Origin of the sequence: Microbacterium sp. HMWF026 (assembly GCF_003061325.1) — a bacterium.
Classification (GTDB): Bacteria; Actinomycetota; Actinomycetes; order Actinomycetales; family Microbacteriaceae; genus Microbacterium; species Microbacterium testaceum_E.
Genome location: NZ_QAJB01000139.1, coordinates 1 through 3,573, shown reverse-complemented (window position 1 = coordinate 3,573; position 3,573 = coordinate 1). Strand labels below are relative to the sequence as shown.

Genomic DNA, 3,573 nt, shown 5'->3' with positions numbered 1-3,573 from the left:
CCGCTCGACCGGGTGGGGAGGAGTCGTCCGGGGCGGGCGCCCAGACACCGCGGGTATCCTTGAGGGCATGGACGAGACCTGGACCGCGATGCTGTGGGCGATTCTGCCGACCCTCGTCGTGTCGGTCGTGTTCTTCTTCATCCTCCGCAACGTCATCCGCATGGACCGCACCGAGCGCAAGGCCTACGCCCGCATCGAGGCGCAGGAGCGCGCCAAGCGCGGCCTCCCGCCCGCGGCTCCCGCCGGCGACGGCTCCGCGAACTGACGACCGCGACCTCTGTCCGAGGTCGTCGCTACGCTGGGTGCACAACCCGCCCAGGAGGATCCGTGTTCACCGCCACGTTCGACGCGAGCTGGCTCGTCATCACGCTCTTCGTGGTCGACCTCGTGGTGCGCATCGCCGCGATCATCATCGTGCCGCGCAATCGCCGCCCCACCGCCGCCATGGCCTGGCTGCTCGCGATCTACTTCATCCCGTTCGTCGGCGTCCTGCTCTTCCTGCTCATCGGAAACCCGCGCCTGCCGCGCAAGCGTCGCCGCAAGCAGGCCGACATCAACCACTACATCCACGACACGAGTGCGTCGCTCGATTTCGGCACCCTGCGGCCGAACGCCCCCCAGTGGTTCCGCTCGCTCGTGCAGCTCAACCGCAACCTGGGCGCCATGCCCATCGCGGGCGACAACGCCGCGACCCTCATCGCCGACTACCAGCAGAGCCTGGATGCCATGGCCGACGCGATCCGTCAGGCGAAACGGTACGTGCACGTCGAGTTCTACATCCTGCAGACCGACGACTCGACCGACAACTTCTTCCGCGCGCTCGAAGAGGCGGCGGAGCGCGGCGTGGTCGTGCGTGTGCTCCTCGATCACTGGGCCAACCGCGGCAAGCCCCGCTACAAGCAGACCCTGCGACGCCTGGACGCGATGGGGGCGCACTGGCACCTCATGCTGCCCGTCCAGCCGCTGCGCGGGCGCTACCAGCGTCCCGACCTGCGCAACCACCGTAAGCTCCTCGTCATCGACGGCGACGTGGCCTACATGGGCTCGCAGAACGTCACGGACTCGTCGTACAACCTGCGCCGCAACATCCGCCGCGGCCTGCACTGGGTCGACCTGATGGTGCGGGTCGAAGGTCCCGTCGTCGCGAGCATCAACGCGGTCTTCCTCTCGGACTGGTACAGCGAGACCGACGAGACCCTCACCGACGAGATCGACCTGTTCTCGGTCACGTCCGGCCCGGGCGACCTCGACTGCCAGATCGTGCCGTCGGGCCCCGGCTTCGACTTCCAGAACAACCTCAAGCTGTTCCTCGGCCTGCTCTTCGCGGCGCAGAAGCGCATCATCATCGTCAGCCCGTACTTCGTCCCCGACGAAGCACTGCTGCTGGCCATCACGACCGCTTGTCAGCGCGGGGTGCACGTCGAGCTCTTCGTGTCCGAAGAGGGCGACCAGGCGATGGTCTACCACGCGCAGCGCAGCTACTACGAGGCGCTGCTTCGCGCGGGAGTCGTCATCTGGATGTACCGCAAGCCGTTCATCCTGCACAGCAAGAGCGTCACGATCGACGACGAGGTCGCGGTCATCGGCTCGAGCAACATGGACATGAGGTCGTTCGGTCTCAACCTCGAGGTCTCGATGCTGGTGCGGGGCGAGGAGTTCGTCCGCGACATGCGCGCCGTCGAGCACACCTACCGCACCCTCAGCCGCCAGCTCACGATCGAGGAGTGGCGCCGCCAGCCGTTGCGCTCCACGATCCTCGACAACCTCGCGCGCCTCACCTCCGCGCTGCAGTGATCCGGCGCGGCGTTCGCCGTCGGCATCCAGGATTCTTCGGCATCATGGATGCCGAACCCGCCCCCCCCGGAGGTCCGCATGTCCCGTCACCGTCTGACCCTCGTCGGCCTGCTCGGCGCGAGCCTTCTCGCCGCCGGCGCCCTCACCGGCTGCGCCTCGGGAGCGGCCTCCGCCCCTTCATCGTCGACACCGGATGCCGACACTTCGGCCCCGGGTGCCGACGTCGCGGCCGCGTGGGTCGACGCCGGTCGCGCGATCGCGGTCGTGACGTACGGCAGCTCGTCGTGCGTTCCCGTGGTCGAGGGTGAGCCGACCGTCGCGAACGGCGTGGTCACCGTGACCCTGGCGGACGCGCAGCGCGACGCGTGCACGCGCGACATGGCGCCTCGCGCCACGCTCGTGCCCCTTCCGGCGGGGGTGGATGCGGCGCAGCCGCTCGCCGTCACCGTGTCGGGTGCCGTCGAGGGCAAGACGCGTCTGGACGCCCTCGCGAGCGTCCCCGCCGCGCCGACCGATCTGACCGCCAGCGCCGGCTGGGTCGACCGTTCGATGGTGGCGATCGTGACGTACGGCAGCTCGGGGTGCGTGCCGACGGTCGAGTCGGTGACCTCGCAGGGTGAGACCGTCGAGGTGCAGTTCGCCACGCCGCCGGCCGACCAGATCTGCACGATGGATTTCGCGCCCCGGGTCACCCTGGCCGACATCGGCCGCGAGGCGGGTCAGGGCGAGGTGTCGCTCGTCCTCTCCGGCGGCGGGGTGCAGGTCGCCGACCCGGTACCCGTGCTCGGAACCCGCTGACCGCTCCTCCCCACGGGGCCGTTCTGCACCGGATGTCCTGCGGCGCGCGCCGCCCCGGAGGAAGTGGTCCAGCATGCCGGGATGGCGGTCGGATCGTTTCCCCCGGAGCTCTGCTCCCGTTTCAGTGTCGGCGCGGCTCGTCGGTCGGGCGTGACAACCGGGCGGCTCCGCTCAGCTGAGCTGCGTCGTCCATTCCACGGCGTACGAGAAGTGGATGCCGAGGGGCCACGCACCCATCTCGATCAGATGCTCGCGTACGCCACGCGTATGTCCCCGCACGCGTTCTTCAGCCACGGCAGCGCGGCGACGGCGTGGAACCTCCCCCTTCCCGCGACGCTCCGGCTCGACCAGGTGCACGTGTCGGTCGCGCAGCCCCGCCGCGCTCCCGACGGGCGCGGCGTGCGGGGACACTCCCTGAGCGCCGAGTCGCTTTCGGTGCGAGAGCACCCGGTCCACGGCATCCGTCTCACCTCGCCGGCGACCACGTGGGTGCACCTCGCCCCGGACATCGACCACCCCTACGACCTGGTCGCCCTCGGCGACGCCATCGTCCGCCAGCCGCAGCATCGGCGGGATCCCGAAGCTCTCGGATCGCTCGACCTGCTCGAGGCCGCCGTCGCGGCATCCCGTCGACACGGCGCCCGCGCGTTGCGCGCGGCTCTCGACCGGGTGCGCGACGGCTCCTCATCACGACCCGAGTCGTGGACGCGACTGCTGCTCGTGGACGCGGGGCTACCGGAGCCGCACCCGGCTCACGTCGTGCGCGCGTCGGATGGATCGTTCGTCGCGCGCCTCGACCTCGCGTACCCGGATCAACGCGTCGGACTCGAATACGAGGGGGAGCATCATCTGCGTGACCGGCGGCAGTGGCAGCGGGATCTGCGCCGCTACGAGCTGCTCGCCGACCTCGGGTGGCGCGTCGTGCGCATCACCTCGTTGGACGTCTTCACCGATCCAGGTCCCTTCCTCGCCCGTGTCGGG

General features: G+C 69.9%; 4 protein-coding genes. All 4 read left to right on the top strand.

Translation table 11 applies throughout. The features are described from left to right. Nucleotides 1-67: 67 nt before the first annotated feature. On the top strand, nucleotides 68-265 hold the full coding sequence (locus tag DBR36_RS06140; protein WP_108318032.1) for a hypothetical protein: 198 nt from the start codon (nucleotides 68-70) through the stop codon (nucleotides 263-265). A gap of 62 nt (nucleotides 266-327) precedes the next feature. After that, complete coding sequence (cls, locus tag DBR36_RS06135) at nucleotides 328-1,794, top strand: cardiolipin synthase (RefSeq protein WP_108318031.1); 1,467 nt, start codon at nucleotides 328-330, stop codon at nucleotides 1,792-1,794. Between the two features lie 78 nt (nucleotides 1,795-1,872). Beyond that, nucleotides 1,873-2,592, top strand: a complete 720-nt coding sequence (locus tag DBR36_RS06130; RefSeq protein WP_108318030.1) for a hypothetical protein — start codon at nucleotides 1,873-1,875, stop codon at nucleotides 2,590-2,592. Nucleotides 2,593-2,859: 267 nt separating this feature from the next. Next, nucleotides 2,860-3,573, top strand: a 714-nt coding sequence (locus DBR36_RS06125) for a hypothetical protein (RefSeq protein ID WP_181373502.1), incomplete at its 3' end; no start/stop codon positions are given.

Coding starts and splice junctions, on each gene's coding strand:
- DBR36_RS06140 (WP_108318032.1), top strand. CDS start 68: ATGGACGAGACCTGGACCGCGATGCTGTGGGCGATTCTGCCGACCCTC.
- DBR36_RS06130 (WP_108318030.1), top strand. CDS start 1,873: ATGTCCCGTCACCGTCTGACCCTCGTCGGCCTGCTCGGCGCGAGCCTT.